The sequence below is a fragment of the Streptomyces sp. NPDC050534 genome, from assembly GCF_044457745.1.
GTDB lineage: Bacteria > Actinomycetota > Actinomycetes > Streptomycetales > Streptomycetaceae > Streptomyces.
The window spans coordinates 318,199-343,980 of the sequence record NZ_JBITHF010000008.1; the positions used below are offsets into that span (position 1 = coordinate 318,199).

The 25,782-nt window shown below is 70.4% G+C and carries 23 protein-coding genes; 9 read left to right on the top strand and 14 right to left on the bottom strand.

Annotation, left to right across the window (positions count from 1 at the left end):
- The first annotated feature begins 117 nt into the window (after positions 1–117).
- Together metG and ACIBN2_RS26850 are read left to right on the top strand one after the other, a co-directional pair.
- Positions 118–1,833, top strand: coding sequence for a methionine--tRNA ligase (gene metG / locus ACIBN2_RS26845; protein ID WP_399137923.1), 1,716 nt, complete (start codon positions 118–120; stop codon positions 1,831–1,833).
- Between the two features lie 65 nt (positions 1,834–1,898).
- Entirely contained in the window at positions 1,899–2,375 is a 477-nt protein-coding gene (locus ACIBN2_RS26850; RefSeq protein WP_399137924.1) for a hypothetical protein, read from the top strand.
- 37 nt (positions 2,376–2,412) lie between these two features.
- Here the strand turns inward: ACIBN2_RS26850 and ACIBN2_RS26855 are convergent, their stop codons facing one another.
- From ACIBN2_RS26855 to aspS, 3 genes are all read right to left on the bottom strand, one after another.
- The gene (locus tag ACIBN2_RS26855; RefSeq protein ID WP_399137925.1) at positions 2,413–3,342 is read right to left on the bottom strand and encodes an intradiol ring-cleavage dioxygenase; all 930 of its coding nucleotides are present in this window, start codon (positions 3,340–3,342) and stop codon (positions 2,413–2,415) included.
- A gap of 27 nt (positions 3,343–3,369) precedes the next feature.
- Positions 3,370–3,804, bottom strand: a complete 435-nt coding sequence (locus ACIBN2_RS26860) for a hypothetical protein (protein WP_399137927.1) — start codon at positions 3,802–3,804, stop codon at positions 3,370–3,372.
- 164 nt (positions 3,805–3,968) lie between these two features.
- A complete protein-coding gene (gene aspS / locus ACIBN2_RS26865) occupies positions 3,969–5,732 on the bottom strand; it encodes an aspartate--tRNA ligase (RefSeq protein WP_399137928.1) in 1,764 nt (587 codons plus the stop codon).
- Positions 5,733–5,875: 143 nt separating this feature from the next.
- Between aspS and ACIBN2_RS26870 the strand changes: the two genes are divergently transcribed.
- Complete coding sequence (locus ACIBN2_RS26870; RefSeq protein WP_399137930.1) at positions 5,876–8,038, top strand: SpoIIE family protein phosphatase; 2,163 nt, start codon at positions 5,876–5,878, stop codon at positions 8,036–8,038.
- Here the strand turns inward: ACIBN2_RS26870 and ACIBN2_RS26875 are convergent.
- The 3 genes from ACIBN2_RS26875 to ACIBN2_RS26885 form a co-directional block, all read right to left on the bottom strand.
- Complete coding sequence (locus ACIBN2_RS26875) at positions 7,993–9,087, bottom strand: AI-2E family transporter (protein WP_399137931.1); 1,095 nt, start codon at positions 9,085–9,087, stop codon at positions 7,993–7,995. The two genes, ACIBN2_RS26870 and ACIBN2_RS26875, sit on opposite strands and share 46 nt — an antisense overlap.
- Before the next feature lie 97 nt (positions 9,088–9,184).
- Positions 9,185–10,156, bottom strand: coding sequence for a pirin family protein (locus tag ACIBN2_RS26880; protein WP_399137933.1), 972 nt, complete (start codon positions 10,154–10,156; stop codon positions 9,185–9,187).
- Between the two features lie 108 nt (positions 10,157–10,264).
- Complete coding sequence (locus ACIBN2_RS26885) at positions 10,265–10,732, bottom strand: SseB family protein (protein WP_399137934.1); 468 nt, start codon at positions 10,730–10,732, stop codon at positions 10,265–10,267.
- Between the two features lie 156 nt (positions 10,733–10,888).
- Between ACIBN2_RS26885 and ACIBN2_RS26890 the strand changes: the two genes are divergently transcribed.
- The 3 genes from ACIBN2_RS26890 (at position 10,889) to ACIBN2_RS26900 (ending at position 14,523) form a co-directional block, all read left to right on the top strand.
- On the top strand, positions 10,889–12,715 hold the full coding sequence (locus ACIBN2_RS26890; RefSeq protein ID WP_399137936.1) for an acyl-CoA dehydrogenase: 1,827 nt from the start codon (positions 10,889–10,891) through the stop codon (positions 12,713–12,715).
- Between the two features lie 119 nt (positions 12,716–12,834).
- A complete protein-coding gene (locus tag ACIBN2_RS26895) occupies positions 12,835–14,151 on the top strand; it encodes a M18 family aminopeptidase (protein ID WP_399137937.1) in 1,317 nt (438 codons plus the stop codon).
- A 117-nt stretch (positions 14,152–14,268) separates the two neighbouring features.
- The gene (locus ACIBN2_RS26900; RefSeq protein ID WP_399137939.1) at positions 14,269–14,523 is read left to right on the top strand and encodes a DUF6458 family protein; all 255 of its coding nucleotides are present in this window, start codon (positions 14,269–14,271) and stop codon (positions 14,521–14,523) included.
- Here ACIBN2_RS26900 and ACIBN2_RS26905 read toward each other — a convergent pair.
- The 4 genes from ACIBN2_RS26905 to ACIBN2_RS26920 form a co-directional block, all read right to left on the bottom strand.
- On the bottom strand, positions 14,511–16,325 hold the full coding sequence (locus ACIBN2_RS26905) for an NHL domain-containing thioredoxin family protein (RefSeq protein WP_399137941.1): 1,815 nt from the start codon (positions 16,323–16,325) through the stop codon (positions 14,511–14,513). The two genes, ACIBN2_RS26900 and ACIBN2_RS26905, sit on opposite strands and share 13 nt — an antisense overlap.
- A gap of 29 nt (positions 16,326–16,354) precedes the next feature.
- Positions 16,355–17,611 (bottom strand): recombinase family protein, encoded by a 1,257-nt coding sequence (locus ACIBN2_RS26910; protein WP_399137942.1) that lies wholly within the window; start codon positions 17,609–17,611, stop codon positions 16,355–16,357.
- A gap of 115 nt (positions 17,612–17,726) precedes the next feature.
- Positions 17,727–18,587, bottom strand: a complete 861-nt coding sequence (locus ACIBN2_RS26915) for a calcium-binding protein (RefSeq protein WP_399137944.1) — start codon at positions 18,585–18,587, stop codon at positions 17,727–17,729.
- A gap of 146 nt (positions 18,588–18,733) precedes the next feature.
- Positions 18,734–19,126, bottom strand: coding sequence for a cupin domain-containing protein (locus tag ACIBN2_RS26920; protein ID WP_399137946.1), 393 nt, complete (start codon positions 19,124–19,126; stop codon positions 18,734–18,736).
- Between the two features lie 53 nt (positions 19,127–19,179).
- Here ACIBN2_RS26920 and ACIBN2_RS26925 point away from each other — a divergent pair, with 53 nt between their 5' ends.
- Both ACIBN2_RS26925 and ACIBN2_RS26930 read left to right on the top strand, forming a co-directional pair.
- The gene (locus tag ACIBN2_RS26925; RefSeq protein WP_399137947.1) at positions 19,180–20,217 is read left to right on the top strand and encodes a GlxA family transcriptional regulator; all 1,038 of its coding nucleotides are present in this window, start codon (positions 19,180–19,182) and stop codon (positions 20,215–20,217) included.
- Positions 20,214–20,705, top strand: a complete 492-nt coding sequence (locus ACIBN2_RS26930) for an LURP-one-related/scramblase family protein (protein WP_399137948.1) — start codon at positions 20,214–20,216, stop codon at positions 20,703–20,705. The genes ACIBN2_RS26925 and ACIBN2_RS26930 overlap by 4 nt, the downstream gene beginning before the upstream one ends.
- Positions 20,706–20,777: 72 nt before the next feature.
- Here the strand turns inward: ACIBN2_RS26930 and ACIBN2_RS26935 are convergent, their stop codons facing one another.
- Positions 20,778–21,575: a carbon-nitrogen family hydrolase gene (locus ACIBN2_RS26935; RefSeq protein ID WP_399137950.1), complete on the bottom strand. Its 798-nt coding sequence runs from the start codon at positions 21,573–21,575 to the stop codon at positions 20,778–20,780.
- Positions 21,576–21,794: 219 nt separating this feature from the next.
- Between ACIBN2_RS26935 and ACIBN2_RS26940 the strand changes: the two genes are divergently transcribed.
- Positions 21,795–22,619 (top strand): maleylpyruvate isomerase family mycothiol-dependent enzyme, encoded by an 825-nt coding sequence (locus ACIBN2_RS26940; protein ID WP_399137952.1) that lies wholly within the window; start codon positions 21,795–21,797, stop codon positions 22,617–22,619.
- 13 nt (positions 22,620–22,632) lie between these two features.
- On the opposite strand, the gene ACIBN2_RS26945 is transcribed toward ACIBN2_RS26940, so the two are convergent.
- From ACIBN2_RS26945 to ACIBN2_RS26955, 3 genes are all read right to left on the bottom strand, one after another.
- Positions 22,633–23,433, bottom strand: a complete 801-nt coding sequence (locus ACIBN2_RS26945; RefSeq protein WP_399137953.1) for a hypothetical protein — start codon at positions 23,431–23,433, stop codon at positions 22,633–22,635.
- Positions 23,434–23,592: 159 nt separating this feature from the next.
- The gene (locus ACIBN2_RS26950; RefSeq protein WP_399137955.1) at positions 23,593–24,909 is read right to left on the bottom strand and encodes a nitrate/nitrite transporter; all 1,317 of its coding nucleotides are present in this window, start codon (positions 24,907–24,909) and stop codon (positions 23,593–23,595) included.
- Entirely contained in the window at positions 24,906–25,568 is a 663-nt protein-coding gene (locus ACIBN2_RS26955) for a GntR family transcriptional regulator (protein WP_399137957.1), read from the bottom strand. The genes ACIBN2_RS26950 and ACIBN2_RS26955 overlap by 4 nt, the downstream gene beginning before the upstream one ends.
- Positions 25,569–25,782 lie beyond the last annotated feature (214 nt).

A 25,782-nucleotide genomic window follows, 5' to 3' on the forward strand; every position in this document is an offset into this window, starting at 1 on the left:
ACCCCGGGCCGCCCCCTTCCCACCGTGCGAAAACGGGAAGCGGGCGGCCCACCCATGTCGGCTACGATTTCAAGGTTCGCAAAAGCAGCAGCACATCCGACCTGGGAGCAGCCCCCGATGGCTCGACACCTCATCACCAGCGCCCTTCCGTACATCAACGGAATCAAGCACCTGGGCAACATGGTGGGGTCCATGCTCCCGGCGGACGTGTACTCCCGGTACCTGCGCCAGCGCGACCACGACGTCCTGTACATCTGCGCGACGGACGAGCACGGCACCCCGGCCGAGCTGGCCGCGAAGGAGCAGGGCCTGCCGGTCGACGAGTTCTGCGCCCAGGCCCACGACGCCCAGAAGGCGGTCTACGACGGCTTCGCGCTCGCCTTCGACTACTTCGGCCGCAGCTCGAGCCCGCAGAACGTCGAGATCACCCAGCACTTCGCCCGCCGCCTCAACGAGAACGGCTTCATCGAGGAGCGGGCGATCCGCCAGGTCTACAGCCCGGCCGACGGCCGCTTCCTCCCGGACCGCTACGTCGAGGGCACCTGCCCGCACTGCGGCTACGACAAGGCCCGCGGCGACCAGTGCGAGAACTGCACCCGCGTCCTGGACCCGACCGACCTGATCAACCCCCGCTCGGCGATCTCCGGCTCCACCGACCTGGAGGTCCGCGAGACCAAGCACCTCTTCCTCCTCCAGTCGAAGCTCCAGCACGAGGTCGAGGAGTGGGTCTCCCGCCACGAGCACGACTGGCCGCAGCTCGCCTCCTCGATCGCCCGCAAGTGGCTGAACGAGGGCCTGCACGACCGGGCGATCACCCGCGACCTGGACTGGGGCGTCCCGGTCCCGGCCGACACCTGGCCGGAGCTGGCCGCCGAGGGCAAGGTCTTCTACGTCTGGTTCGACGCACCGATCGAGTACATCGCCGCGACGAAGGAGTGGTCCGACAAGGACCCGGAGAACCGTGACTGGAAGTCCTGGTGGTACGACGTCGACACCACCGTCCGCTACACCGAGTTCATGGCGAAGGACAACGTCCCGTTCCACACGGTGATGTTCCCCGCCACCGAGCTCGGCGTGCGCGAGCCGTGGAAGAAGGTCGACTACGTCAAGGCCTTCAACTGGCTGACGTACTACGGCGGGAAGTTCTCCACCAGCCAGAAGCGGGGCGTCTTCACCGACCAGGCGCTGGAGATCCTGCCGGCGGACTACTGGCGGTACTTCCTCATCGCCAACGCCCCCGAGTCGGACGACTCGTCCTTCACCTGGGAGCACTTCACGGCGACGGTCAACAAGGACCTCGCCGACACCCTCGGCAACTTCGTCAACCGCGTCCTGTCCTTCTCCAGGAAGCGCTTCGGCGAGGAGGTCCCGGCGGGCGGCGAACCCGGCGAGGCTGAGGCGAAGCTGGGCGGGCAGATCGCCGAGCTCCTCGCCGAGTACGAGGCGCAGATGGAGTCCCTCCAGTTCCGCAAGGCGGCGGCCGCGCTGCGCGCCCTGTGGTCGGCCGGCAACTCCTACCTCGAGGAGAAGGCCCCCTGGCTGGAGATCAAGACGGACAAGGACGGCGCGGCCCTCACCCTGCGCACGGCGATGAACCTGATCCACCTCTACGCGGTGGTCTCGGAGCCCTTCATCCCGACGACGTCGGCCGCCATGCGCCAGTCCTTCGCCCTCGCGGACGACACGGCGACCTGGGTGACCCCGGAGGAGGCGAAGGCCCTCACCGCGGTGCCCGCCGGCACCCCGTTCACCGTCCCGCCGGTGCTGTTCGCAAAGCTGACGGACGAGGACCTTCAGGCCTACAAGGAGCGCTTCGGCGGCGAGCCCGCGTAATTCGTTGCCGTAGTCAACGGGCCCCCGGTTCCGGAGTGTTGCAGCTCACCCTTATGGTTTCCGCCATGGCAGTCCCAGAGGTCATTCCGATCGCCTACGCGCCGAGGCACCGTACCGAGAGCATCGGACGGTACGCAGACGGTCAGTTCCTGGCGTCGGTCACCTATGCGTTTCCCGAAGGGTTCCGCCCCGACGACGGCTGGGAAGAGCACAAACGCCTCTACACCGTGCTCCATCTCTTCGACGCCGAGGGCCACTACCGCGACTCCGAGATCTGGTGCGCCGGCACCTGGGCCGAGCAGCAGCGCGACCCGGACGGGGACGACTCCGTGCTCGCCCGCGCCCGGGTCCACCTGGCCAAGCTGCTGCGCAGCCTCCCGCGCCGCTCCTACACGGACATCGCCGTCCGCCCCTTCCGCGTCACCGTGGACGGCGTCCTGTTCGGCCTGCTGACCGGCGAGGACGACGGCGAGCCGTGGGCCGAGCTGTACCCGGACCACCTCGGCTTCGGCGAACCGTGGGACGGCACCTACGACACGTGACCGGGACTCCGGCCCCGGCCGCGCGCGGACTCGTCGCCTACGACGATGCCGAGGCCGACGCCGAGGGGCCCGGCTGCCCGCCGTCGTCCGTGCCGTCGTGGGTCTCGTCGGGGTCGACGCCGACCGTGATCGACGCGTGCACGCCCTTCGCGATGTGCCTCCTGTCGTACGCCAGCCTGAGCAGGCCGCCCGTGGTGCCGCTCTGGTCGTAGATCGTGTCCTCGGTGAGCGTGGTGCGCTCGGTGGTGCTGGTGGAGTAGGGCTCGACCTTCGCCGCGGCGAGGACCGCCTCCTCGGCGAAGAAGAACTGGCCGGTGTGGCAGGTGTGGCCGCCCTCGTAGTCGGCGTCCGTCCATGTGCCGTCCACATGCACCTTGGCGTGGATGTGGACGCAGCGGCCCCGGTACCAGCCAGGGAAGATCGTCCTGAAGGTCACCCGGCCGTGCCGGTCGGTCTTCCAGGTGCCGCGCAGGTAGCGCTTGTCGTCCGTCGGCTCCTCGTGGCCGCCACCGCCGGTGCCGCCGGACGGCGGCGCGCCCGTCGGAGTGCCGGTCGGGGCGCTGCCGCCGCCGGTCGACAGGCTCTCGTAGCCGGAGTAGATGCCCAGCGCGTCGCAGTGCCAGATGTCCACGGCCGCGTTCCGGACCGGCGCGCAGGTCTCGGAGTCGATCACCTTGAGGCTGAGCGTGAGCGGGATGCCCTCCTTGTCCTCGGTGATGTCCCGGCGGATCTTGTCCGCGTCGATGTAGTACGGCCCCTCGGTGGTCTCGGAGGTGAGCCTGTAGCAGGTCTCGGCACTGCTGCCGCCCGCCGAGGCGCCGGTGGCCGACTCGTCCGCGGAGGCGTTCAGGGCGAAGCCTCCTCTGAGGCCCACGGCCGCCGCGGCGCCCGCGCCCACGGCGACGACCTTCCGGCGTGTCAGGTCCTTCTTGTGTTTCGGCTCTTCGGCCGTCTGCTTTCCCGTCATGGACGGCGAAGGTAGGAGTGGCGCCTGTCAGGAGCGTGGGAAAGCGCTGTGGAGACCCACGAATCCCCGGGGCTCGCCCGCAGCCACCGTCGGATTCGCGCCATCCTCCGGCAGGGCACCGTGTCCCAGCGCCTCACGCGCCGCTCGGACGTGCCGGAGGCCCTCCTGCGCGAGGCGCGTGGCCCGCTCGTACTCCGCCGTCGTACGGGCGTCCGCCAGCAGGACCCGGGCCGTGCGACGGCACTCCGCGGCCTCCGTCAGCGCCCGCCCCGCCGAGGCGTCGGCGCCGGCCCAGCTCGCCGCGTCCGGCGGGGCCAGGCCGGCGTCCAGCCGGAGCAGCAGGCGGTGGGCCTCGGCCTCCGTGTCCAGCCGGGACGCACCCCGTGCGCCCCGCGCCCGGCGCACGGCCGTGCACACCGCCCCTGCGATCAGCAGCGCCGCGAGCGCGATCGCGTATCCCATGGCTCACCTCCCGTGTCCGTGTCCCTCCCCCATGACACGACAGGCCGCTGTGCGCCCTCCCCGGGCCTGCTGTGGGCCTCCGGTGAGCCCGTCCCGGCCGCGGGGCCCCGCACGCGAAAGGGCCCGAAACCGTCGCCGGTCCCGGGCCCTTCAGTCCGCTGCGGTTACTTCGGCTGCGGCTTGCGCACCGACAGGTGCAGCTCCTTCAGCCGCGCCTCCTCCAGCTCCGTCGGCGCGCCCATCATCAGGTCCTGGGCGTTGCCGTTGAGCGGGAAGGCGATGGTCTCGCGGATGTTCGGCTCGTCGGCCAGCAGCATCACGATGCGGTCGACACCGGGCGCGATGCCGCCGTGCGGCGGGGCGCCGAAGCGGAAGGCGCGCAGCATGCCCGCGAACTTCTCCTCGACGGTCTCGCGGTCGTAGCCCGCGATCTCGAAGGCCTTCAGCATGATGTCCGGCTCGTGGTTCCGGATCGCGCCGGAGGACAGCTCCACGCCGTTGCAGACGATGTCGTACTGCCAGCCGAGGATGTCCAGCGGGTCCTGGGTCTCCAGGGCCTCCAGGCCGCCCTGCGGCATCGAGAAGGGGTTGTGCGAGAAGTCGATCGCGCCGGTGTCCTCGTCCTTCTCGTACATCGGGAAGTCGACGATCCAGCAGAAGCGGAAGACGCCGTCCTCGAACTGCCCGGCGCGCTTGGCGGCCTCGACCCGCACCGCACCCATGATCTTGGAGACCTCGTCGAACTCGCCCGCGCCGAAGAAGACGGCATGACCGGCGGCGAGCTGGAGCCGCTTGGTCAGCTCGGCGACGTTCTCCTCGGTGAGGAACTTGGCGATCGGGCCGGTCAGCGAACCGTCCTCGGCGACCCGCACCCAGGCCAGACCCTTCGCACCCTGGGAGACCGCGAAGTCACCCAGCTGGTCGAAGAACTTCCGCGGCTGGTCCTGGACCGCCGGGACGGGCAGCGCGCGCACGTGCTTGCCCGCGAACGCCTTGAACTCCGAACCCTCGAAGACGTCGGTGATGTCGACGAGCTCCAGCTTGGCCCGCAGGTCCGGCTTGTCGGAGCCGTACTTGAGCATCGCCTCGCGGAACGGGATGCGCGGGAAGGGCGAGGTGACGTGCCGGCCGTTCCCGAACTCCTCGAAGAGCTCGGTCATCAGCTTCTCGACCGGCTGGAAGACGTCCTCCTGCTCGACGAAGGACATCTCGATGTCGAGCTGGTAGAACTCGCCCGGCGAGCGGTCCGCACGCGCGTCCTCGTCCCGGAAGCAGGGCGCGATCTGGAAGTAGCGGTCGAAGCCGGAGATCATCAGCAGCTGCTTGAACTGCTGCGGGGCCTGCGGCAGCGCGTAGAACTTGCCGGGGTTCAGGCGCGAGGGCACGACGAAGTCGCGGGCGCCCTCGGGGGAGGTGGCGGACAGGATCGGCGTCGCCATCTCGTTGAAGCCCAGCGCGGTCATCTTGTGGCGGATCGCCGAGATGACCGACGTACGCAGCAGGATGTTGCGGTGCATGCGCTCGCGGCGCAGGTCCAGGAAGCGGTACTCCAGGCGCCGCTCCTCGTTGACCCCGTCCTCGGTGTTGATCGTGAAGGGGAGCGGGGCGGCGGCGCCGAGCAGCTCGACCTCGCCCACCTCGACCTCGATCTCACCGGTGGGCAGGTCCGGGTTGACGTTCTCGGCGCCGCGGGAGACGACCGTGCCGTCGACGCGGACCGTGGACTCCTTCGTGACCTTGTCGAGGGCCTCGTAGGCGGCGGTGCCGGGACGCGCGACGAGCTGCGTGATGCCGTAGTGGTCGCGCAGATCGATGAAGAGGATGCCGCCCAGGTCGCGCCGATTGTGCAGCCAGCCACTCAGCCGGACGTCGGTGCCGACGTCAGAGGAGCGGAGCTGGCCGCAGGTGTGGGACCTGTACCGATGCATCGTCGTTCATCCAGTCTTCGCGGATCGGGGGCACGTTTCACGTGAAACACCCCCAGCGTACCGGCCACCCCAAGATCGGCTCCCCACCATTAAGGGGCGTCGATCGGTGGCACTCCAGGATCTCCTCTCCATAAAGTGGGGCAATGCGCACTGGTGAGCCTCTGCCCGCCGTGGGGGAGGTTCTCGCCGCCCTCGCGACCGGCCTGTGGCACTGGGACACCGCCACCGAAAAGGTCACGGTCGACGCCGAGGCCGCTCGGCTGCTCGGCCTGCCCGCCGAGGAGACCACTCTCACGGAGGCCCAGGCCAGGGCCCGTCTCCATCCGGTCGACTGGAACGAGATCACGGCCGTGGTCGGCCTGGCCGTCGCCGAGGGCACGCTGGCCGAGGTACGCATCCGGATCATGGACGAGCACGGCCGGGTGATCCGTGTCGTCCGCTCCCGCTCCAAACCGTCGTTCGACCCCGTGAAGCGGGCCTTCCAGCTGATCGGCACCCTGCAGGAGGTCACCGAACCGACGCCCGGCACACCGGCCGGGCGCAGCGCCGTCACCGGCGACTGGCGGCGCTCCCGGGAGGCGTTCCTGCTGGACGCGGGCCGTGCGCTGGCCGAGGCGCGGTCGACCGCGGAGGTGCTGCGGGTCGCGGCGGGCCTGTCGATGCCGGGGTTCACCCCCGACGGGCTCGCGGTCTTCGGCGTCGAGGGCGACCGGCTGACGATCATCGGCCACCACGGGCACCAGCCCGGCGACGACAGCCCCTTCTCGCACATGTCCCTGGACACGGACTACCCGGCCGCCGAGGTGGTCCGCACCGGCCGTGCCGTCTACATCTCGACCCCCGATCAGTACAAGGCCCGCTATCCGGTCACCTGGCCCCTTGCCTCGTCCTTCAACCGCCATTCCTGGGCATTTCTGCCGCTCACCGTGGCCGGGCGCACGATGGGCGCCTGGATGGCGGCCTTCGCCTACCCCGTCACCTTCAATCCGGACGAGCGGTCCGTGCTGACGACGGTTGCCCGCATGCTCGCCCAGGCGCTGTCCCGGGCGGGCACCGCCGAGACCGAGCGCGCGCTGACCGACGGCCTCCAGCGCTCGATGCTGCCGACGCTCGGCCCGCAGATACCGGGGATGAGCGTCGCCGCCCGCTACGTACCCACCGGCGGCGGCCTCCAGGTCGGCGGCGACTGGTACGACATGATCCCGCTGCCGGGGGGTCCCTCCACCGGAGCGGGGCGGATCGCCCTGGTCATCGGCGACGTCCAGGGCCACGACGTCCGGGCGGCCGGCCTGATGGGCCAGCTGCGGATCGCCCTGCGGGCCTACGCCTCCGAGGGCCACCGGCCCGACGCGGTGCTCTCCCGCGCCTCCCGCTTCCTGCACGGCATGACCGACGGCGGCACCGAGGACGACGCGCTCACCGACATGCGCTTCGCGACCTGCCTGTACGTGGAGGCCGACCCGGCGACCGGCACCCTCCACATCGCCCGCGCCGGGCACCCCGACCCGGCGATCCGGATGGTGGACGGCACGGTGCTGGCCCGGCCGACGGCGGGCGGCCTGCCGCTCGGCATCGACCCGGACGCCGACTACCCGACCACCCGGATCACCCTCGAACCCGGCGAGACCATGCTGATCTGCACCGACGGCCTGATCGAGACCGGCGGGCACGACCTGGAGAGCGGCTGGCAGCGGCTGCGCACGATCCTCGAGGAGCACAAGGGCGATCTGGAGGAGCTGGCGGACGCCTTGGTGCAGGGCGTGCACGGCCCCTCCTCGCACCACACCACGGGCCCGTTCGCCGACCGGCGCGAGGACGACATAGCCGTACTGCTGCTGCACCGGCCGGAGGAGAGCAGCGGCGGGACGCTGTTCGTGCCGCCGCCCGTGCGCCGCACCATGCTGTCCGTCGCGCAGGCCGAACCGGAGCGGGTGGCGGTGGCCCGCCAGCAGCTGCGCGAGCTGCTGCACGACTGGCCCTCGCCCGACCAGGTCGACTCGGCGGTGCTGCTGGTCTCGGAGATGCTCACCAACGTCCTGGTGCACACCGACGCCGACGCGCTGCTGCTGGCCGAGGTGCGCGGCGAGTCCGGCAGCCGCCGGATGCGCGTCCAGGTCACCGACACCAGCGACGCCCTCCCGCACAAGCGTCGCCCCGGCGAACTGGCCTCCTCCGGCCGCGGCCTGGTCCTCATGGAACTCCTCGCCGACGCCTGGGGCGTGGATCCCCAGGGCGAGGGCAAGAGCATCTGGTTCGAGCTCTACGAGTCCGACGGCTCGGCCGCGGAGGGCTCGTTCGCCGAGTAGCCCGGCTCGGACCCGGCGTGGCGCGCCCGCAGTTCACCGACGATCCCGAAGGCCGCCGCGGTGAGCGGGACGGCCAGCAGCATGCCGAGGATGCCGGCCACCGACGCCCCCGCCGTGATCGCGACCATCACCACCGCCGGGTGCATCTGCACCGTGCGGCTCTGGATCATCGGCTGGAGGACATGGCCCTCCAGCACCTGCACGGCGACGACGGCACCGAGGGTCCACAGCGCGATCACGAAGCCGCGGTCGGCGAGTGCGACCAGGACGGCCACGGCGCCGGAGAGGAAGGCGCCGAGGTAGGGGATGAAGGCGCCGACGAAGACGAGCGCGCCGAGTCCGACGGCACCGGGCACGCTCAGGACCAGCAGTGCCACCGTGATGCAGACGGCGTCGATGAGCGCGATCAGGGTGGTGCCGCGCATGAACCCCTCGACGGCCTCGTAGGCCCGCCGGGCCATGGCCTCGAGGGTGTCGCCGCTCCGGCCCGGAGCCAGGCCCCGGATCAGGCCGGCGGCCCGGTGCGAGTCCCTCAGGAAGAAGAAGACGAGCAACAGGGCCAGCACCGCCATGGCGATGCCCTCGCCGACGACGCTGACCCCGCTGATGACGTTGGAGGCGGCCGTACCGCCGAACCTGCCCAGCAGGTCCTTCGCGTTGGAGGCGACATCGTCCAGCGAGGTCCCGGCCGCCCCGAAGTGATCGGCGACCCCCCGGCCGGCGTCCTTCAGCGAGGCGATGATCTGGTCCCCGGTGTCGATGAGCGCGGCGACCACGACGTACACGGCCCCGCCGACGACGGCCACGACGGCCACGCACGTCAGCCCGGCCGCGATCGACCGGTTGACCTTCGCCCTCACGAGCCGCCGGTGCAGCGGCCTGAGGAGAGCGGTGCCGAGCAGTGCGAGCAGCACCGGCGTGACCGCGGTCCTGAGCTCCGCGCAGAGCCGGATGCCGACCCAGCCGACGCCCGCCACCAGCAGGATGACGGCGCACCAGGCACCGAGCCGCCGGACGGGACCGGGGAGCAGCGGTTGCGGAGCGGGCACCCTCTCATCTGGCCATACGTCAGATGCGGTGTCGCGCCGGGACCGCCGAACGAGAGGTCCGGCGGTCCCGGCGCGGAAAGGTTTGTGCGGCCGGGGTCTACAGGCCGCCCTCGGTCATCCCGTGCACCGCGGGGACGGTCCCCAGACGGCCCTTCTGGAAGTCCTCGAAGGCCTGCTGGAGTTCGTCACGGGTGTTCATGACGAAGGGGCCGTAGTGGGCCATCGGCTCACGGATCGGCTGCCCGCCCAGGAGCACGACCTCCAGGTCCGGGGTGTTCGAGTCCTGCGTCTCGTCCGCGCGGACGGTCAGGGAGCCGCCGTCGCCGAAGACGGCCGTCTGCCCCATGCGGACCGGGCGTCGGTCGGTGCCGACGGAGCCCCGGCCGGCGAGGACGTAGGCGAGACCGTTGAAGTCCTCGCGCCACGGCAGGGTGACCTCCGCACCCGGCGCCACCGTCGCGTGGAGCATCGTGATCGGCGTGTGCGTGATGCCGGGGCCCTGGTGGCCGTCCAGCTCACCGGCGATCACCCGCAGCAGCGCTCCGCCGTCCGGGGTCGACAGCAGCTGCACGCTGCCGCCGCGGATGTCCTGGTAGCGCGGGGGCATCATCTTGTCCTTGGCCGGGAGGTTCACCCACAGCTGCAGACCGTGGAAGAGCCCGCCGGACATGACGAGCGCCTCCGGCGGGGCCTCGATGTGCAGGAGGCCCGAGCCCGCGGTCATCCACTGCGTGTCACCGTTGGTGATGGTGCCACCGCCACCGTTGGAGTCCTGGTGGTCGAAGATCCCGTCGATGATGTAGGTGACGGTCTCGAATCCGCGGTGCGGGTGCCAGGGGGTGCCCTTGGGCTCGCCCGGCGCGTACTCCACCTCGCCCATCTGATCCATCATGATGAACGGGTCGAGGTACTTGTAGTTGATCCCGGCGAACGCCCGGCGCACCGGGAATCCCTCACCCTCGAAACCGCTCGGCGCGGTCGTGACGGCGAGTACGGGACGTGCCACGGCATCGGCCGACGCGGTCACGCGCGGCAACGTCAGCGGGTTCTCGACGGTCACTGCAGGCATGTCGGTACCTCCTTGTGTGCGACCACTTTAGTTGAGCATTGAACTTTCTGCCACCCACAACAGAAGGAGCCCGGAGGGCATTCCCTCCGGGCTCCCACAGGGCGGATGTCAGCCGTACATCCTGCGCATCGCGAACTCGACCATCTGCTCCACGGCCTTCGCGTCGAAGACCATCCGGTGCTCGCCCTCCATGTCGACGACGAAGCCGTAGCCGGTGGGCAGCAGGTCGATGACCTCGGCCCCGGTGATCACGAAGTACTTGGACTCCTTGCCGGCGTACCGGCGCAGCTCCTTGAGCGAGGTGAACATCGGGATCACCGGCTGCTGGGTGTTGTGCAGCGCAAGGAATCCGGGGTTGTCGCCGCGCGGGCAGTAGACCTTCGACGTGGCGAAGACCTGCTGGAAGTCCTCCGCGGACAGCTGTCCGGTGGTGAAGGCCCGCACCGCGTCGGCGAGCGACGGCGGGGACGGCTCGGGATACAGCGGTGGCTGCTGCCCGTAACCGCCCGAACCCGGCGTCGCCTGGGCGTACTGCTGCTGAGTACCCGCACCCACGTTCTGGTCGTAGCCGTACATGAGCGCAAGAGTACTGAGTCACAGATGACCCATGCGGGGTTGCTTCTTATTACCGACGGGTAGCATCATCGTAGCTACTTGTTGGTACGTGAACTAGAAGCAGCGCGAGGGTCCACAACCAGTGCCTCGCCGATATCTCTCAACGGAGCCGTCGCCATGGGGCACTACAAGTCGAATCTCCGCGACATCGAGTTCAACCTGTTCGAAGTCCTCGGACGGGACAAGGTGTACGGCAACGGACCGTTCGCCGAGATGGACGCCGAGACCGCGAAGAGCATCCTCGGGGAGCTGACCCGTCTCGCGGAGAACGAGCTGGCCGAATCCTTCGCGGACGCCGACCGCAACCCGCCGGTCTTCGACCCGGAGACGAACACCGCGCCCGTCCCGGACACGTTCAAGAAGAGCTACAAGGCCTTCATGGACTCGGAGTACTGGCGCCTGGGCCTGCCCGAGGAGATCGGCGGCACCACCTCCCCGCGCTCCCTGATCTGGGCGTACGCGGAACTCGTGCTCGGCTCGAACCCGGCCGTGTGGATGTACGCCTCCGGCCCGGCCTTCGCCGGCATCCTCTTCGACGAGGGCAACGACGTCCAGAAGCACATCGCGAAGATCGCCGTGGAGAAGACCTGGGGCTCCACCATGGTGCTGACCGAGCCCGACGCGGGCTCCGACGTCGGCGCCGGCCGCACCAAGGCGGTCCAGCAGGAGGACGGCTCCTGGCACATAGAAGGCGTGAAGCGCTTCATCACCTCAGGTGAGCACGACATGGAGGAGAACATCCTCCACTACGTCCTCGCCCGTCCCGAGGGTGCCGGCCCCGGCACCAAGGGCCTGTCGCTCTTTCTCGTCCCGAAGTACCTCTTCGACTTCGAGACCGGCGAGCTGGGCGAGCGCAACGGCGTGTACGCGACGAACGTCGAGCACAAGATGGGCCTGAAGGCCTCCAACACCTGCGAGATGACGTTCGGCGACCAGCACCCCGCCAAGGGCTGGCTGATCGGCGACAAGCACGACGGCATCCGCCAGATGTTCCGCATCATCGAGTTCGCCCGCATGATGGTCGGCACGAAGGCGATCTCGACGCTGTCGACCGGCTACCTGAACGCGCTCGAGTACGCCAAGGAGCGCGTCCAGGGCCCCGACCTGGCGAACTTCATGGACAAGTCCGCGCCGAAGGTCACCGTCACGCACCACCCCGACGTGCGCCGCTCGCTGATGACGCAGAAGGCGTACGCCGAGGGCATGCGCGCCCTGGTCATGTACACCGCCTCGATCCAGGACGCCATCCAGGTCAAGGAGGCGAACGGCGAGGACGCCAAGGCCGAGCACGCGCTCAACGACCTGCTCCTGCCGATCGTGAAGGGCTACGGCTCCGAGAAGGGCTACGAGCAGCTGGCCCAGTCGCTGCAGACCTTCGGCGGCTCCGGCTTCCTGCAGGAGTACCCGATCGAGCAGTACATCCGCGACGCCAAGATCGACACCCTCTACGAGGGCACCACCGCGATCCAGGGCCAGGACTTCTTCTTCCGGAAGATCGTCCGCAACCAGGGCGCCGCGCTGAACTCGCTCGCCGAGGACATCAAGAAGTTCCTGGCGCTCGGCGAGGGCGGCGAGGAGCTGGCGGGGGCCCGCGAGCACCTGGCGAAGGCCGCCGTCGAGCTGGAGGCCATCGTCGGCCTGATGCTGACCGACCTCGCTGCCACCGAGCAGGACGTCAAGAACATCTACAAGGTGGGCCTGAACACCACCCGCCTGCTCATGGCCTCCGGTGACGTGGTCGTCGGCTACCTGCTGCTGAAGGGTGCCGCGATCGCCGCCGAGAAGCTTCCGACGGCGGCCGGCAAGGACCAGGCGTTCTACCAGGGCAAGATCGCGGCGGCGAAGTTCTTCGCGGCGAACGTCCTGCCCGGCGTCACCGGCGCGCGCAAGCTCGCCGAGGGCGTCGAGCTGGACCTGATGGAGCTGGACGAGGCCGCGTTCTAGCCCACCCGGCCCGGGTTCCGGAAGCCCGGGTTCTGGGTAGCCAGAAATCCATATCGCCCTCACGAGGGCCCGCTCCCAGGACGAGGAGCGGGCCCTCGTCCGTCGTTAAGGTGAACCCCATGAGCGAACCCCACCGCTTCGACCGCGGCCACACCGACGACCTGATGTCCTTCCTCGCGGCGAGCCCGTCGCCGTACCACGCGGTGGCCAGTGCCGCCGAGCGGCTGGAGAAGGCCGGGTTCCGGCAGGTCGCGGAGACGGACGCCTGGGACTCGGACGCATCGGCGGTCTCCGCCTCGGGCAGCGGCGGCAGGTACGTGCTGCGCGGCGGCGCGATCGTGGCCTGGTACGTCCCCGAGGGCGCGGCGCCCCACACGCCGTTCCGTATCGTCGGCGCGCACACCGACTCCCCGAACCTGCGGGTCAAGCCGCAGCCGGACACCGGTGCGCACGGCTGGCGCCAGATGGCGGTGGAGATCTACGGCGGGCCGCTGCTGAACTCCTGGCTCGACCGCGACCTGGGCCTCGCGGGCCGGCTCACCCTGCGGGACGGCTCGACGCGCCTGGTCAACGTCGACCGGCCGCTGCTGAGGGTCCCTCAGCTCGCCATCCACCTGGACCGCTCGGTGTCGGCGGAGGGCCTCAAGCTCGACAAGCAGCGCCACATGCTGCCGATCTGGGGGCTGGCCGACGACGTGCGCGAGGGCGATCTGATCGCCTTCCTGGAGGAGGAGGCGGGGCTCGGCGCGGGCCAGGTCACCGGCTGGGACCTGATGACGCACTCCGTGGAGCCGCCGTCCTATCTGGGCCGGGACAAGGAGCTGGTCGCGGGGCCGCGCATGGACAACCTGCTGTCGGTCCACGCGGGCGTGGCCGCGCTGGCGGGGGTCGCCGGGCACGACCTGCCGTACATCCCCGTGCTCGCCGCCTTCGACCACGAGGAGAACGGCTCGCAGTCGGACACCGGCGCGGACGGGCCGCTGCTCGGCAGCGTGCTGGAGCGTTCGGTGTTCGCGCGCGGAGGGACCTTCGAAGACCGGGCGAGAGCGTTCGCGGGAACGGTCTGCCTGTCGTCGGACACCGGCCACGCGGTCCACCCCAACTACGCGGAGCGGCACGACCCGACGCACCACCCGCGGGTCAACGGCGGGCCGATCCTCAAGGTCAACGTCAACAACCGCTACGCCACCGACGGTTCGGGCCGCGCGGTCTTCGCCGCCGCCTGCGAGCGGGCGAACGTCCCCTTCCAGTCCTTCGTCTCCAACAACTCCATGCCGTGCGGCACCACGATCGGCCCGATCACCGCGGCCCGGCACGGCATCAGGACCGTCGACATCGGGGTGGCGATCCTCTCGATGCACAGCGCCCGCGAACTGTGCGGGGCGGACGACCCGCATCTGCTGGCGAACGCGCTGGTGGCATTCCTGGAGGGCTAGCCCCCCGGCCCACGCCCAGCACTCGAGCCGTCGCCTCCGCATGACCAGCGGACCTCCGGGTACACGGAGTTGACCGGAAGTCCGGAAGCAACCGGACCGGACAGGGAGGCGACACTCATGAGCCTCGGCGGATGCATCATCCTCATCGCCGCGGGAGCAATTCTCACGTTCGCGACCGACTGGCACATGAAGGGGGTCAACCTCGACCTGGTCGGCATCATCCTCATGGTCGTCGGACTGATCGGCGTCACCACCTTCAGCAGCATCGCGCGCCGCCGGCGCGTGGTGGTGCCGCCCACGACCCCGGTCGTGGAGGACGAGGGCCACCACCACCATCACCGGGACGGCTACAGCGACGGCTACGGCGTCTGATCGTCCATGCCGGCCAGCACCAGCGGCAGCCGGTCCGCCCCACCCTCGGTGGGGCGGACCGGTACGCCCCAGTCCTGCTGGTGCACATGGCAGGCCGGGTACGCGTTGGACGGGTCGTCGTCGCACGACGCGGCCATCGCGGAGACGTGCAGAACGCCCTCCGCGATCTTCGGGTTCAGCTCCAGGGCGCGGGTCAGGTCCGTGTCGGCGCCCTCCCCCACGAGCAGCAGCTCGGGCGGGGTGGCGGAGACCAGCAGACGGGTCGAGGGGCCGTACCGCGTGTCGAGCTTCTGGCCCGCCGGGGCCTGGAAGATCACGTCCAACTCCAGCCCGCCGGGGGCGACTTCGGTGGCTGCACGCTGGGTGCGGTGGGCCACCGAGGCGACCTGCACGGCCTCCTCCGGCAGGCGCAGCCGGGTCAGCCGGTGCCGGGCCGACTCGACCACCACGATGTCGTCGCCGGCGAGGACCGCGTCGCTCGGCTCCCGCAGGTCCGTGGCCAGGGTGGTGACCTCGCCGGTCGCGGGGTCGAAGCGGCGCAGGGCGTGGTTGTAGGTGTCGCTGACCGCGACGGAGCCGTCCGGCAGCGCGGTGACGCCCAGCGGATGCTGGAACAGGGCCTGTTCCGCGGAGCCGTCGCGATGCCCGAAGTCGAACAGCCCGGTGCCGACAGCCGTGTGCACACCGCCGTCCAGGTCCACCCAGCGCAGGGCGGACGTCTCGGAGTCGGCGAGCCAGAGGCGGTCGGCGGTCGCGGCGAGCCCGGAGGGCTGCGCGAACCAGGCCTCGGGCCCGGGTCCGTCCACGAGCCCCTCGTTCGTCGTACCCGCCGTGACGGCGACCGTCCGCGCCGCCGGGTCGTAGGCCCACAGCTGGTGCACGCCCGCCATGGCGATCCAGACCTTGCCGCCGAAGAGGGCCACGTCCCACGGCGAGGACAGGTCGATCTCACGGGCCGGGCCCGAGGTGGGTGAGCCCTGCCACCACTGCCGGCCCGTGCCCGCCAGGGTGGTGACCTCACCGGAGGCGAGATCGAGCCGCCGCAGGGCGTGGTTGACGGTGTCGGCGACGACGACCGAGCCCTCGTCGAGCAGGGCGAGTCCCTGCGGCTCGCTGAAGGCGGCCGCCCCGGCCGGGCCGTCGGAGAACCCGCGCGTGCCGGATCCGATCCGGCGCACGACCGTCTCCCCGTCCGCCGCCAGCTCCACCAGCTGATGCCGGGTGGTGTCGCTCACCAGGAAGTTCCCGGACGGCAGCACGAGCGCCTTGCCCGGGAAGCGCAGGGCGGTCGGCTCCGGCTCCGGCGCGACGTACGGCCCGTCCCCGCGCCGCAGCGTCCCCTTCGCCGCATGCTCGGCCTCCAGCTCCGTCACCAGGCGCTCGATGGCGTGCACATGGCCCTCACCGGCGTGCTGCGCGACGACGTACCCCTCGGGGTCGATCACCACGAGTGTCGGCCACGCGCGCACCGCGTACTGCTTCCAGGTCGCGAGCTCCGGGTCGTCGAGCACCGGGTGCGCCACCCCGTACCGCTCCACGGCGTCGGCCACCGCCGCGTGCTCCGCCTCGTGGACGAACTTCGGCGAGTGCACGCCGATCACCACGACGGTGTCCGCGTGCTTCTCCTCCAGCTCACGCAGCTCGTCCAGGACGTGCAGGCAGTTGATGCAGCAAAATGTCCAAAAATCAACAATTACGATGCGTCCTCGAAGCCGAGTGAGCCCGAGGTCCTTGTCATCTGTGTTGATCCAACCGCCCTTGCCGATCAGCTCGGGAGCACGGACCCGTACGCGCTTTGCCATCCTTCAAGCCAACCACAGGCGCACGTGGTCTATGCCTCATGGCCGTCGCCCACCCAGACGATCCGAAGCCGTTTGGCAGGATCGAACCGATGTCCTCGGCCGACAGCCCTGGCCACCCAGACCCGCTCCACGGCCGCGGACAGGAGCGCCCGCCTTTCCTCCAGGCCGCTCCTTCCCCACTGGTCCAGCAGCGTCGGATGCCGGCCCAGGTAGGCGGAGACCACGGCCTCTTCCACACGGGTTGCCATCGCTCGCGCGCCCGGGCAGGTGTGCCCGAGGCGCACGCCCTGACACACGTACGACGTGCCGTTCCTGCTCATGCGCGCTCCGCAACCCTCGGCACCGCAGCGGAGCAGCCCGGTCAGCAGGTGGGCCGGCCCACGGACCGGCCGACGCGTGCCATCGCCTCGAACCCTGGTCCTGGACGCGAGCGCTGCGATGATCAGTTGCTGCTCCTCCACGGTGATGATTCCCACTCCGACCGTCACGGAGCTTCCCGTATCCGGGTCCAGGTAGGGATGGACGACTCCGGTGTACTTGTGGCGGCCTCGTTCCTCGTCCCAGACGACCTCCGTCTCCGGAAGAAGTCCTGCGAAGGCCGGCGCCTTGAGCAATTGCGACAGTGAGCCGACCTGCCACAAGCCGCCTCTGGGCGCAGGGATCTCGTACTCGTTGAGCAGCCTGGCGATTTTCACCAGCGGCTTTCCCGCAAGCGCCTCGTCCGCAATCAGGCGGGCATACGCCGCCGTCTCGGGGTCCGGCTCCAGGCTGCCTGATTCGGCATCGACGCGAAGGCCGTACGGCGGCTGCCCGCCGATCCATCGTCCTCGACCGCGCAGGAATCGCTTGGCATGGCGCACGCGCTCACCTTGCGCCTCCGCCTCGGCCCGGGCCCACTCGGACAGGGAAGCCATGGCGAGTCCGTCCCCGGGCAGACTCGAATCCAGTCCGTCCATGACGGAAACGAGTCGTCCACCAACCCTGGCGAACTGCTCCAGGAGCGGCCCGACTTCAGCCGTTCCCTTCCGGCTGAGCCGATCTAGTTTCCACACGATCAGGGTCCGCACGGCGCCCGACACGACGGACTCCGTGGCCGCGTCGAAGCCCTTTCGGACGACAACCTTGTAGCCGGACTTGCCGCGGTCGACATGCACCCGGCGGACCACGAGACCGTGCCGAACCGCCCAGGTCCGGCAGTCGGCCTCCTGGCGCTCGATGGCTGTCTTGCCGTCACGTTCCAGCGAGATCCGCAGGTAGAGATCGGCTTGCGCATCCTCCTGCCGCATTTCCCCTCCCAGAGTTGCTCACTCTGTGAACGAACAGCGGGGTCGAAGGTAATGAACTCGCACAGGCCTTCCGGGATCCGGGCCCCGCCCGGGAGCCCCCGTTCCCGATGCCCCCTCAGTCCTGGTGGATCACATTGCTGCCCGGGCCGCCCGAGAGCGTGTCGGTGCCGGGGCCGCCGTAGAGCCGGTCGTTGCCGCTGTTGCCGTAGAGCTTGTCGTTGCCGCTGTTGCCGTACAGGACATCGTTGCCCTTGCCGCCGTAGAGCGTGTCGTCGCCGGTGCCGCCGTAGATGCCGTCGTTGCCGTCGTCGCCGGACAGGTACTGGGCGCCGTCGCCGCCGTGCAGCACGTCGTCGCCCGCGCCGCCCTGGACGATGTTGTCGCCGCCGCTCGCGAAGATCGTGTCCTTGCCGACGCCGCCCCAGGCCAGGCCCCCGGCGCCCACGGTGATGGTGTCGTCGCCCGCGTCGCCGGAGACGTAGGCGCCGTCGAGGCGGCCGGTGTCGATCGCCTTGTCGTCGCCCGCGCCCAGCGAGATCTCGGCGTAGGAGTAGATCTGGTCGGTCGCGTTGTTGTACGCGGCCTTGTCGTTGCCGTCACCGAGATCCATGACCAGGGCTGCGTACGGGTCCTGGCTGTCGACGTTCGTGACGGTGCACGAGACCTTCGTACGGTCCGAGCCGTCGAGGTACGCGCAGTCGTGGCCCGGGCTGATCGGGACGACGTCGTCGATCACGTAGGTGATGCCGGTGCGGTCCGCGGTGTACGACGCGGTGACCATGGCCGTGTTGGCCTGGCCGGGGGCCGCCTTGTAGGTGAGCTGCCAGTCGTAGTCGTTGACCGCGGCGGTGGCCGGCGCCGGCGCGGCGGCGGCGGGACCGGCCACGCCGAGCGGGACGGCGACAGCCGCGCCGAGGGCCAGCGTCATCGCCGGGACGGCGCGTATCAGCCAGCGGCGGGCGGGACGAAAGCGCATGAAAGACCTCCGAGAGGAACGTGAGCAGCCGTGCGGCTTGCGTAACGTCCGACTCGGGCCCTGCCCGATTGGTTGGCCAACTCCCGTGCATGCACGGGAAGTTCAACTCCGCGACACCTTGTGGCCCGGTGGATTCCGGGGCCCGGTCAGCGCAGGGCGTGTCCGGTGGTCGCGTCCACGTGCCCGGGAACCTCGTCGTGCCGGTCGCCGACCGTCAAAGTGCCGGTCGGTTCGAGCATGAGGATCTCGGTGGGCACGCGCGCGTACGGCTTGTGCTCGGTGCCCCGGGGGACGGTGAAGACCGCACCGCGCGCAAGGACGACCGTGCGCTCACCGGCCGGCTCGCGCAGGGAGATGTGCAGCTCGCCCGAGAGCACCAGGAAGAACTCGTCGGTGTGGTCGTGCACGTGCCAGAGGTGCTCGCCCTCGACCTTGGCGACACGGACGTCGTAGTCGTTGACGGTGGTGACGATGCGGGGGCTCCACCGGTCGGTGAAGGAGGCGAGGGCATCGGTCAGCAGGACGGGTTCGTCGGTCATGCATCTCATCGTCGGCGGTGGCCCGATCCGGGCACGAGTGCTAGAAATCGCACATGCCGCAAGGATCCTCGCACGCACGGACGCGCACGCAGCGGACCAGTACGGACCCAGGACGGCCGCACCGGGTCGCCGTGATCGTCGACGAGGGCACCAACCCGTTCGAGGTGGGCGTCGCCACCGAGCTCTTCGGGCTGCCGCGCCCCGAACTCCGCCTTCCCTCACCGCTGTACGAGGTGACACTGTGCGCGCCCGCGCCCGTGGTGCGCATGAACCACGGCTTCTTCACGCTCACCGGGGTGGCGGGGCTGGACGCCGTGGACGACGCGGACACCCTCGTCGTACCCGGCCGGCCGGACAACGTCGTACCGCGCGGCGAAGCCGTCCTGGCGGCGATCCGGCGCACCCACGCGCGCGGGGCGCGCGTCATGAGCCTGTGCACCGGCAGCTTCGCGCTCGCCGAGGCCGGGCTGCTCGACGGACGGCGGGCCACCACCCACTGGATGTGGGCCGGCGCCTTCCGCGAGCTGCATCCGAAGGTCCTGCTGGAGCCGGACGTGCTCTTCGTCGACGAGGGCCGCATCCTGACCGCCGCGGGCAGCGCGGCCGCGCTCGACCTCGGTCTGCACGTCGTACGGCAGGACCACGGCGCGGAGATCGCCAACGCCGTGTCCCGGCGCCTGGTCTTCGCCGCCCACCGGGACGGCGGGCAGCGGCAGTTCGTGGAGCGGCCGGTGCCCGCGGTGCCCGAGGACTCGCTCGCCCCCCTGCTGGCGTGGGCGCAGGAGCGGCTGGGCGAACCGCTGACGGTGGCGGACCTCGCGGCCCGCGCGGCCGTCTCCCCCGCGACCCTGCACCGGCGCTTCCGTGCCGAGCTCGGCACGACACCGCTGGCCTGGCTGACGGGGGAGCGGGTGGCGCTCGCCTGCCGGCTGATCGAGCGCGGGGAGGAGCGGCTGGACGTGGTGGCGGCGAGGAGCGGTCTGGGGACCGCGGCGAACCTCCGCGCGCGCGTGCGGGCCGGGACCGGACTCAGCCCGTCGGCCTACCGGCGGCGTTTCGGACCGGCCGCCGGGGAAGCGGTGACGGTATGAGATTCCTCGTACGCGACCGGCTCCTCGGCTTCGGTGACGACTACTGGATCGAGGACGAGCACGGCAACAAGGTGTTCCTCGTCGACGGCAAGGCCATGCGCCTCAGGGACACCTTCGAGATCAAGGACACGCACGGGCGCGTCCTGATCGACATCCACCAGAAGATGTTCGCCCTGCGCGACACGATGGTGATCGAGCGCGAGGGCGACGCCCTGGCCACCATCAGGCGCAAGCGCCTGTCCCTGCTGCGCAACCACTACCGGGTCGCCCTGGTCGACGGCACCGAGCTCGACGTCAGCGGCAAGATCCTCGACCGGGAGTTCGCCGTGGAGTACGACGGCGAACTGCTGGCCGTGATCTCCCGGCGCTGGCTGCACGTGCGGGAGACCTACGGCGTCGACGTGGTGCGCGACGACGCGGACCCGGCGCTGCTGATCGCCGTGGCGGTGTGCGTGATCCACCTGGCGGAGAAGGAACGGGAGGACTGAGCAGCGGGGCCGGGAGCGCGCGCCGGGAGCGGCGCGCGACCGTGGAGAGCGGGGCCAGGGGCCGGGACGCCGCTAGGGGCGGCGCGGCGGCTCCAGGCCGAGCATGCGGTCCTTGAGGGCCGGGAACTGCTCCCGGGTCGTCGCGACCTTCCCAGGGTCGAACTCCACCGAGAGGGCCTCTTCGCCGGCGCCCGCCTCCGCGAGCACCTCGCCCCACGGATCCACCACGATCGAGTGACCCGCCTGCGGAACTCCCGCGTGTGTCCCGGCCGTTCCACAGGCGAGCACGAACGCCTGGTTCTCGACCGCCCGCGCCTGGGCCAGCAGCGTCCAGTGCGACCGGCGGCGCTCCGGCCAGCCCGCCGGGACGACAAGGGTCTCGGCGCCGGCGTCGACGAGAGAGCGGAAGAGCTCGGGGAAGCGGAGGTCGTAGCAGGTCGCGAGGCCGAGGGTGGTCTCCGGCAGAGGGACCGTCACCAGGTCCTGGCCCGCGCCCATCAGCACGGCCTCGCCCTTGTCGAAGCCGAACCTGTGGATCTTGCGGTAGGCGGCGGCGAGGTCGCCGGAGGGGGAGAAGAGGAGGGAGGTGTTGTAGAGGGGACCTTCAGGGTCGCGTTCGGGGATCGAGCCCGCGTGCAGCCACACGCCCGCGTCGCTCGCGGCCTTCGCCATGGCTTCGAAGGTCGGGCCCTGTAGCGGTTCGGCCTCGTCGGCGAACGCCTGGTAGGCGAAGGCGCCCGTGGTCCACAGCTCCGGCAGGACCACCAGATCGGCTCCGGCCTGATCGCTGACCAGCGACGCCACCCGCCGTCGGCGGGATTCGACCGATTCGCCCTCGTTCACGTCGATCTGGAGCACAGAGGCGCGCACAGTACCACCGTCCTGGCATTCGAGCCGTCCACACGGGCCTACGATCGTCACACGAAAGCACTGCCGGGGTGCCTCACAGCAGCGTAGCTTGGGGGTCCCCCCGGTTCGAGCCCAGTCGAGGACTGGGGGAGTTCCAAGACACTCGCCGAGTGCAGCCACCTCCCGCTGGCAACGCTGCCACCAACCGCCCGTGTACCGACCGCCGAGGGGTCCCGTTCCGTGAGTCTGCATCCCACCCTCCAGCCCTACGCCGACGCCTGGACCCACTCCATCGAAGCGATATCCGAACTGGTGGGGCCGCTTGTGGAGGGAGAGTGGAACAGGCGAACTCCGTGCCCGGGCTGGTCCGTCCGTGACGTGGTCTCCCATGTCATCGGCCTCGACTGCGAGATGCTCGGCGACCCGCGCCCCATCCACACGCTGCCGCGCGACCTGTACCACGTCACCAACGACCAGCAGCGCTACACGGAGATCCAGGTCGACGTCCGCCGCCACCACACGGCACCGGAGATGACCTCCGAGCTGGAGTACGTGATCATCCGCCGCAACCGCCAGCTGCGGAACGAGAACCGGGACCCCGGCACCAAGGTGCGCGGCCCGCTCGGCGCCGAGACCACGCTCGAAGAGTCCATGCGCAAGCACGCCTTCGACGTGTGGGTGCACGAGCAGGACCTGCGCGCCGCCCTCGGACGCCCGGGCAACCTCGACTCCCCCGGCGCCCACATCGCCCGGGACGTGCTCCTCGCCAAGCTGCCGGAGGTCGTCGCCGACATGGCGTCCGCGCCGCGCAGTTCGGCGATCGTCTTCGACGTGCACGGCCCGATCGAGTTCCTGCGCACCATCCGCGTCGACATCCAGGGCCGCGGCACCCTCGAGACCGCTCCCGCGCTCGGCCCCGCCGCCACCCTCACCCTCGACTGGGAGACCTTCGTCCGCCTGGCCTGCGGCCGGGTGACGCCGGAGGCCGTGGCGGACCGGGTGAAGGCGGAGGGCGACCCGGAGCTGACGTCGGCGATACTGCGGAACTTCACGGTGACGCTGTAGGGCGCGAGCCGGCTCAGCGGTCCTCGGTCACCGACGTGGCGACGCCGTCGGCGATCACGACCTTGGCCGACACACCCTTCTTGGCGGCGGCCTCGAGCTGGTCGAGCGTGCACGTGTACATCGACTGGGACATCGGGCTGCCGCAGATGGTGCCGGCGCCCCGGACGGCGGTGTCCTCGGCGACGTAGAACGCCTGCTCCACGCCCTTCATGTCGGAGACCGTGTACTTGCCCGGCGCGAGGTAGCTCACATTTCCGAGCCAGGTGCCGTTCACGCCCGTCGCGCCGGTACCCGAGCCGTTCTCGACGTCGTGGCGCTCGCGTACGACGGTGGCGATGCCGTTCTTCAGCGTCACGTCGGCGGTGACGGCCGCCTTCTCGGTGGCCGTCTCCAGCTGGTCGAGGGTGCAGCGCGGGCGGGCCTCGGAGCGCGGGCTGCCGCAGACCTTGCCGGCGCCGTAGACCGCGGTGTCGTCGGCGACGAAGAACTCCTGGGCGGTCTTTCCGGGCGCGTGCACGAGGTACTTGCCGGGGGCGAGGTAGCTGACCGTGCCTCCGGTGAAGGCGCCCGTGACGCCGTGCCCGGTGCTGGACGCGTTCCGCGCGGCCGCGGCGGAACCCCGCTTGGCGGAGGAACCCGCGGACGTCCCGTGCCCGGACGTCTTCGACGCGGACCGGTGCTGGGAGCCGCTGCCGTTCTTGGCGCCGTCGCCCGACGAGCCGCTGGACGCGGAGCCGTTCTGACAAGCCGTCATCAGCAGGCCGGCCGTGATCGCGGCGGTGACGAGGGCGGCCTTGCGGACGTGGCGGTTCATCGACGGGTTCCCTTCGGAGGCGAGGACTGCGTTCCTCGACTATGAGGGCCCACCGGTCCCTCGGGTCACGTCCGTCCTCGCTTCACGACATCGCTGTCACACGCCTGGGACAGAGCAACACCCGCGCTGTGAAAGCCGGTCGCGGTGAACCGCCCCGCCTCACACGGGCACGTGCACCGTCTCCACCCGGCTCGCCACCAGCCGCTCCCGCTCGCGCCGGGCGACCCGCCCGCGCAGCCGCAGGATCTGGCTGATCCCGAGCGCCTGGAGCACGAACACCGCGGAGAAGGCGATGGCGTAGTCGTCGCCGGTGGCGTCGAGCAGCACGCCGATCGCGAACAGGGTGGTCATCGACGCGACGAAACCACCCATGTTGGTGATCCCGGAGGCCGTCCCCTGACGCTCGGCCGGGTTGGCGGGCCGCGCGAAGTCGAAGCCGATCATCGACGCCGGACCGCACGCGCCGAGCACCGTGCACAGCACGACCAGCAGCCACATCGGCGCCGTGTCGGCCGGGTAGGCGACCGTCACCGCCCACACCGTCGCCGTCGCCGCCACGGTCCCGAGCGCGAGCGGCAGCCGCGCCGCGTGGTGCCGGGCGATGATCTGGCCGTAGACGAGTCCCACGACCATGTTCGACAGGACGACCAGCGTCAGCAGTTCGCCGGCCGTGGCGCGGGACAGTCCCTGCGCCTGGACCAGGAACGGCATGCCCCACAGCAGCAGGAACACCATCGCCGGGAACTGGGTCGTGAAGTGCACCCACAGCCCGAGCCGGGTCCCCGGCTCCCGCCACGAGGCCGCGATCTGCCGCCGTACGTACGCGGCACCCTGGTGCGGCAGCGGCTCCGGCTCGTGGCCCTCGGGGTGGTCCTTGAGGAACAGCAGGAGCAGGACGAGGACGACGACGCCGGCGAGCGCGCTGCCCGCGAAGGCGGCCGTCCATCCCACGCCGTGCAGCAGCCGGGACAGCACCAGCGTCGAGACCAGGTTGCCCGCCATGCCGACGAGGCCCGCGAGCTGCGCGATCATCGGTCCGCGGCGGGCCGGGAACCAGCGGGTGCCGAGCCGCAGCACGCTGATGAACGTCAGCGCGTCACCGCAGCCGAGCAGCGCGCGCGAGGCGAGGGCCGTGCCGTAGGAGGGGGAGAAGGCGAAGCCCAGCTGCCCCGCCGTGAACAGCACCACCCCGATGGTCAGCACCTTCTTGGTGCCGAGCCGGTCCACCAGCAGGCCGACGGGTATCTGCATGCCGGCGTAGACCAGCAGCTGGAGGATCGAGAAGGTGGACAGCGCCGAGGCGTTGACGTGGAAGCGGTCGGCGGCGTCCAGGCCGGCGACCCCGAGGGACGTTCGGAAGATCACGGCGACGAAGTAGACGGAGACGCCGATGCCCCACACGGCCATCGCGCGGCGGCCGCCCGGCGGATCACCCGGCAGCACGACCGAGGAGGACGAGGAGGAGGCCGAGCTCATCGGACCTCACCCCGCGCCAGGTGCGAGAACCAGCTGACGTGCCGGTGGACGACGTCGACCGCCGCCTCCACGTCCCCCGAGCGCAGCGCCTGGAGGATCTCCGCGTGCTCGGCGAGGGTCTTGGCGACCCGGTCGGGGTGGGAGTGCATGACGGCGACGCCCATCCGCAACTGGCGGTCGCGCAACTGGTCGTAGAGCCGGGAGAGGATCTCGTTGCCGCCGCTGCGGACGATCTCGGCGTGGAAGCAGCGGTCGGTCACGGCGGCCGCGGCGAGGTCGCCCGCGGCGACCTGCTCCCGCTGCTTCGCGAGCAGTTCCTCGAGCCGCACCACCAGTCCCGCGGGCGCGGGCACGGCCTTGCGTGCGGCGTGCTCCTCGACCAGCAGCCGGGTCTCCACCACGTCCGCGATCTCCTGCGCGGACACGGGCAGGACCAGGGCTCCCTTCTTCGGGTAGAGCCTGATCAGCCCTTCCACCTCCAGCCGCAGCAGCGCCTCGCGCACCGGCGTGCGCGACACCCCCACGGCCTCGGCGAGCTCGCCCTCGGTCAGCAGGGTGCCGCCCTCGTAACGCCGTTCCAGGACACCCTGCTTGACGTGGGTGTACACGCGATCGGCGGCGGGTGGTTGCTTGGTGGTCAGGGTCCCCGAGGTGCTCATGTGAACAGCATAGATACAACAGGTACGCATGAAAGATCCGTTCCATCATGCGGACGGCCCTCCGTCGGAGATAATCCGCCCCAGCAGGAACACAACCTTCTGTGCTACTTACGTGTCACACACGTGCGGCCCTACCTTCTTTCCCCTCCAACTCGGCCGCACATCAGGGGCATTCAACGTAATCGGGGTATATCAGTTGATTAGTGCCAACATC

Bases quoted from the DNA above. Each gene is read 5' to 3' on its own strand.
- metG (WP_399137923.1), top strand. From the start codon at position 118: ATGGCTCGACACCTCATCACCAGCGCCCTTCCGTACATCAACGGAATC.
- ACIBN2_RS26850 (WP_399137924.1), top strand. From the start codon at position 1,899: ATGGCAGTCCCAGAGGTCATTCCGATCGCCTACGCGCCGAGGCACCGT.
- ACIBN2_RS26855 (WP_399137925.1), bottom strand. From the start codon at position 3,342: ATGACGGGAAAGCAGACGGCCGAAGAGCCGAAACACAAGAAGGACCTG.
- ACIBN2_RS26860 (WP_399137927.1), bottom strand. From the start codon at position 3,804: ATGGGATACGCGATCGCGCTCGCGGCGCTGCTGATCGCAGGGGCGGTG.
- aspS (WP_399137928.1), bottom strand. From the start codon at position 5,732: ATGCATCGGTACAGGTCCCACACCTGCGGCCAGCTCCGCTCCTCTGAC.
- ACIBN2_RS26870 (WP_399137930.1), top strand. From the start codon at position 5,876: ATGCGCACTGGTGAGCCTCTGCCCGCCGTGGGGGAGGTTCTCGCCGCC.
- ACIBN2_RS26880 (WP_399137933.1), bottom strand. From the start codon at position 10,156: ATGCCTGCAGTGACCGTCGAGAACCCGCTGACGTTGCCGCGCGTGACC.
- ACIBN2_RS26885 (WP_399137934.1), bottom strand. From the start codon at position 10,732: ATGTACGGCTACGACCAGAACGTGGGTGCGGGTACTCAGCAGCAGTAC.
- ACIBN2_RS26890 (WP_399137936.1), top strand. From the start codon at position 10,889: ATGGGGCACTACAAGTCGAATCTCCGCGACATCGAGTTCAACCTGTTC.
- ACIBN2_RS26895 (WP_399137937.1), top strand. From the start codon at position 12,835: ATGAGCGAACCCCACCGCTTCGACCGCGGCCACACCGACGACCTGATG.
- ACIBN2_RS26900 (WP_399137939.1), top strand. From the start codon at position 14,269: ATGAGCCTCGGCGGATGCATCATCCTCATCGCCGCGGGAGCAATTCTC.
- ACIBN2_RS26905 (WP_399137941.1), bottom strand. From the start codon at position 16,325: ATGGCAAAGCGCGTACGGGTCCGTGCTCCCGAGCTGATCGGCAAGGGC.
- ACIBN2_RS26910 (WP_399137942.1), bottom strand. From the start codon at position 17,611: ATGCGGCAGGAGGATGCGCAAGCCGATCTCTACCTGCGGATCTCGCTG.
- ACIBN2_RS26915 (WP_399137944.1), bottom strand. From the start codon at position 18,587: ATGCGCTTTCGTCCCGCCCGCCGCTGGCTGATACGCGCCGTCCCGGCG.
- ACIBN2_RS26920 (WP_399137946.1), bottom strand. From the start codon at position 19,126: ATGACCGACGAACCCGTCCTGCTGACCGATGCCCTCGCCTCCTTCACC.
- ACIBN2_RS26925 (WP_399137947.1), top strand. From the start codon at position 19,180: ATGCCGCAAGGATCCTCGCACGCACGGACGCGCACGCAGCGGACCAGT.
- ACIBN2_RS26930 (WP_399137948.1), top strand. From the start codon at position 20,214: ATGAGATTCCTCGTACGCGACCGGCTCCTCGGCTTCGGTGACGACTAC.
- ACIBN2_RS26945 (WP_399137953.1), bottom strand. From the start codon at position 23,433: ATGAACCGCCACGTCCGCAAGGCCGCCCTCGTCACCGCCGCGATCACG.
- ACIBN2_RS26950 (WP_399137955.1), bottom strand. From the start codon at position 24,909: ATGAGCTCGGCCTCCTCCTCGTCCTCCTCGGTCGTGCTGCCGGGTGAT.
- ACIBN2_RS26955 (WP_399137957.1), bottom strand. From the start codon at position 25,568: ATGAGCACCTCGGGGACCCTGACCACCAAGCAACCACCCGCCGCCGAT.